Source organism: Burkholderia sp. Tr-862, from assembly GCF_011753085.1.
GTDB lineage: Bacteria > Pseudomonadota > Gammaproteobacteria > Burkholderiales > Burkholderiaceae > Burkholderia > Burkholderia ambifaria.
In genome coordinates this window covers 1-3,487 of record NZ_VWWG01000303.1, presented here as the reverse complement: position 1 = coordinate 3,487, position 3,487 = coordinate 1, and the positions used below count along the sequence as shown (strand labels likewise).

The following is a 3,487-nucleotide window of genomic DNA, read 5'->3' as shown; positions in this document are numbered from 1 at the left end:
GCCGCCGCGCGGCTCGCGACCGGCGATCTCGCCGGCGCGGCGGCCGTGTTGCCGGGCGTCGATCGTGCGGCGCTGCTCGGGAGCTATACGCACGCGTTCGACCGGCTGCTGATCGGGCTAGCGGTCGTTACGGTGCTGTGCGCGGGCGTCGCGTTCGCGTTTCTTGGCGCGCGGCCGGCGGTTGCGCAAGGGCGCCGCGATGAAGGTGAGCCGCCGCGTGGCGAAACGCCGGCGCGGCGCCGGAGCGAACCGGCGTGTGCGGACGCAAACGGGCGCTGAACACGGTGTCGTCAGGGCGGCGAATTCCGGCGATGGTAGCGGCAGCGCACGCGCATGCCTTCATCGCGGCCGCATGCCGACGGCTATCCGCACGGCGCCGTCACGCCAGCACGAGTGGCGGCAGCCCGGCTTCGGCGCGCGCGTGCGCGCTTTCGACTTCAATGATCACGTAACGCTGCGCAGCCGGCCACAGGTGCGCGTGGCTTCCCGCGTCCTCGTCGATCGTCGCGCGCCCTTGCACGAGCCACGTCGTCTGCCGGACGAAATCGACGAACAGCAGCGCAATCGCCGGATTCACGAGCAGGTTGCCGATCGTGTTGAACAGGTTGTTGCCCGCGAAGTCGGGCAGCACGAGCGTCCGGCGATCGGGCAGGTCGACGAGGGGGGCGAACGAACCGTTCGCGCGCGGTTGCCGGCCGCGATACGAGCAGTCGCTGTCGCCCGCCGCGTTCGCGGTCGCGACGATCAGGAACGGCTGTTCGCGGATGAACGCGACGGCATCGTCGCTGAGGGGGCCAGGTTCGTTCATGGTGTCGGTCGGCGCGTGGCCGCGGCGTGCGGATCCGCGTTGCGCACGCAAGCGACATGCCATGCGGTGCGCGGCGACGCCTGCACAGATGCGCTGTGGAAAATCCGAACACCCGCCGCGCCGCTGTGCCGTCGCGGTGTTCAGAATCGGCACACTCGTTTCCCGTGCGCCGGCACCGCGCCCGGCGGGCGGCCGGACGCACCGCTCCTGTTTCGTTTTCGGCCGGTGTGGCACGCATGTTGCGTAAACCGTGCAGCGCGATCCAACCGGCGCTGCATTCACACAAGCACGATGAACAGGAGACATGTATGAACCCGTTTGACCTGAAGCAACTGGGCCTCGACGTCGAATATCCGTACCGTCAGCAGTACGACAACTACATCGGCGGCAAGTGGGTTCCGCCGGTGAAGGGCGAGTATTTCGAGAACGTGTCGCCGATCAACGGCAAGCCGTTCTGCCGCGTGCCGCGCTCGAGCGCCGACGACATCGAGGTCGCACTCGACGCCGCGCACGCCGCGCGCCGCAAGTGGGGCAAGACGTCGGTCGCCGAGCGCGCGAACCTGCTGCTGGCCGCCGCCGACCGGATGGAAAAGAACCTGAAGCTGCTCGCGGTGGCCGAGACGATCGACAACGGCAAGCCGCTGCGCGAGACGATGGCGGCCGACCTGCCGCTCGCGATCGACCACTTCCGCTATTTCGCGGGCTGCATCCGCGCGCAGGAAGGCGGCATTTCCGAGATCGACGACAACACCGTGGCGTATCACTTCCACGAGCCGCTCGGCGTCGTCGGGCAGATCATCCCGTGGAACTTCCCGCTGCTGATGGCCGCCTGGAAGCTCGCGCCGGCGCTCGCGGCCGGCTGCTGCGTGGTGATGAAGCCGGCCGAGCAGACGCCCGCGTCGGTGATGGTGCTGATGGAGCTGATCGGCGACCTGTTCCCGGCCGGCACGATCAACATCGTGAGCGGCTTCGGCAAGGAAGCGGGCGAGGCGCTCGCGACCAGCAAGCGGATCGCGAAGATCGCGTTCACCGGCTCGACGCCGGTCGGCAAGCACATCCTGCATGCGGCGGCCGACAGCCTGATCCCGTCGACGGTGGAGCTGGGCGGCAAGAGCCCGAACATCTTCTTCGCGGACGTGCTCGACCAGGACGACGCGTTCCTCGACAAAGCGCTCGAAGGCCTCGCGATGTTCGCGCTGAACCAGGGCGAGGTGTGCACGTGCCCGTCGCGGATCCTGATCCAGGAGTCGATCTACGAACGCTTCATCGAGAAGGCCGTCGCGCGCGTCGAGCGCATCAAGGGTGGCCACCCGCTCGACCTGCAGACGATGATCGGCGCGCAGGCGTCGCAGCAGCAGCTCGACAAGATCCTGTCGTACATCGACATCGGCCGCGACGAAGGCGCGCAATGCCTGACGGGCGGCGAGCGCACGGCGCCGGCCACCGAGCTCGGCACGGGCTACTACGTGAAGCCGACGATGCTGTTCGGCAACAACAAGATGCGCGTGTTCCAGGAAGAGATCTTCGGGCCGGTCGCGTCGGTGATGACGTTCAAGGACGAGCAGGAAGCGATCGAACTCGCGAACGACACGTTCTACGGGCTCGGCGCGGGTGTGTGGACGCGCAACGGCACGCGTGCGTACCGGATGGGCCGCGAGGTCGAGGCCGGCCGCGTGTGGACCAACTGCTACCACCTGTACCCGGCGCACGCGGCGTTCGGCGGCTACAAGCAGTCGGGCATCGGTCGCGAGACGCACAAGATGGCGCTGTCGAACTATCAGCAGACGAAGTGCCTGCTGGTCAGCTACCAGGCTGAGGCGCTCGGGTTCTTCTGATCGCCGAAGCAGGAGGCGAAGTGCCGGGGCCTGCCGGGCGGCGGCGGAACGCTGCCCGGTACGGTTGCCGGTTCACGATTCGGGTTGCCGATTCCGGGCAAGGTGCGACGCTCGGGTGACGCATCTGCGGCCGTCGAGCGGTGCCCGCGGCGATGCAATGCGTTGACGGCCGCTCGCCCGGCACTTCGCCGCTTTCGCCTCGATACATCCGACACGTGGCACCAACCCCGGCGGTCACGAGGCGCGGCGGCCGCATCGCACACCGATGGGCCCGACGGAAAACCAGCATGGCAGAACCACCCCGATCCTATCCGCGCCACCCGGTGTTCCACGCGGGCGAGCTGGACGCGCATCAGCGGTTCGGCGTCGCCGACGAAGCCGAGCGGATGAGCGACGTCGTGACGACGCGGCTGAGCATCGGCGTGCGCCAGTTCGTCGAGTCGCAGCCGTTCATGTTCGTCGGCACGACGCGCGGCGGACCGGCGCGCGTGACCTGCGACATCGTGCAGGGCGTGCGCGACGCGAACGGCGATCTGTGGCCGGTCGTGCGCGTGATCGACACGAAGACGCTGCGTTTCGCGCTGCCGACGCCCGGCGACGGCGACCGGATCGATGCGCTCGGGTGCGACGGTCGCGGCGTCGGGCTGCTGTTCATCGATTTCGTGCGCGGCATCCGCTACCGGATCAACGGCCGCGCGACGCTGCGGGCCGATCTGCCGGAAGCGGACGCGGCGCCCTGGCCGGCCGGCAGCCCGATCGTCGAGCTGGCGGTCGCGCAGGCGTACGGCAACTGCGGCACGCGGGTCGTGCGGTTGCAGCCGCGCACCTAGCGCGGGGCCGGGCC

General features: G+C 69.0%; 3 protein-coding genes and 1 pseudogene. 3 read left to right on the top strand and 1 reads right to left on the bottom strand.

The annotated features are described in order from the left end of the window. A pseudogene (locus tag F3J14_RS34150) lies at positions 1 to 279 on the top strand (MFS transporter); the annotation flags it as partial. 100 nt (positions 280 to 379) lie between these two features. On the opposite strand, the gene F3J14_RS34145 reads toward F3J14_RS34150, so the two are convergent. Further along, on the bottom strand, positions 380 to 808 hold the full coding sequence (locus F3J14_RS34145; RefSeq protein ID WP_166726658.1) for a pyridoxamine 5'-phosphate oxidase family protein: 429 nt from the start codon (positions 806 to 808) through the stop codon (positions 380 to 382). Between the two features lie 308 nt (positions 809 to 1,116). Here F3J14_RS34145 and F3J14_RS34140 point away from each other — a divergent pair, with 308 nt between their 5' ends. Together F3J14_RS34140 and F3J14_RS34135 are read left to right on the top strand one after the other, a co-directional pair. Beyond that, the gene (locus F3J14_RS34140; RefSeq protein WP_166726657.1) at positions 1,117 to 2,643 is read left to right on the top strand and encodes an aldehyde dehydrogenase family protein; all 1,527 of its coding nucleotides are present in this window, start codon (positions 1,117 to 1,119) and stop codon (positions 2,641 to 2,643) included. A gap of 287 nt (positions 2,644 to 2,930) precedes the next feature. Continuing rightward, complete coding sequence (locus F3J14_RS34135) at positions 2,931 to 3,473, top strand: hypothetical protein (protein ID WP_166726656.1); 543 nt, start codon at positions 2,931 to 2,933, stop codon at positions 3,471 to 3,473. The last annotated feature ends 14 nt before the right edge of the window (positions 3,474 to 3,487 follow it).